Annotated in this window: 1 pseudogene; it reads left to right on the forward strand. The window is 66.1% G+C overall.

The window, feature by feature from the left end:
• A pseudogene (locus ACTFO6_RS18450) lies at positions 1-298 on the forward strand (NrfD/PsrC family molybdoenzyme membrane anchor subunit); the annotation flags it as partial.

The following is a 298-nucleotide window of genomic DNA, read 5'->3' on the forward strand; positions in this document are numbered from 1 at the left end:
GGTGTGGGACAAGATCGCCGCCTCCCCCCTCTACCACTTGCACCTGTGGGCGGGACTCGTGCTGCCCCTTGCCCTCATGCTTCTGCCGGGCCAGCGCACCAACGGTACGATGCAGGTCGCGGCGGCGCTGCTGGTGGCGGCAGCTCTCTTCATCGGACGCTACGAATTCGTGATCGGCGGGCAGCTCGTGCCCCTGTTCAAGGGAAGCTGGGCGCCGGCCTTCATCGACTACGCGCCCTCGTTCACCGAATGGATGCTCGCCCTGACTTCCCTGTCGATCGCCGCCTTCCTGTACACG

Origin of the sequence: Pelomicrobium sp. G1, assembly GCF_051905455.1 — a bacterium.
Lineage (GTDB): Bacteria > Pseudomonadota > Gammaproteobacteria > Burkholderiales > UBA6910 > Pelomicrobium.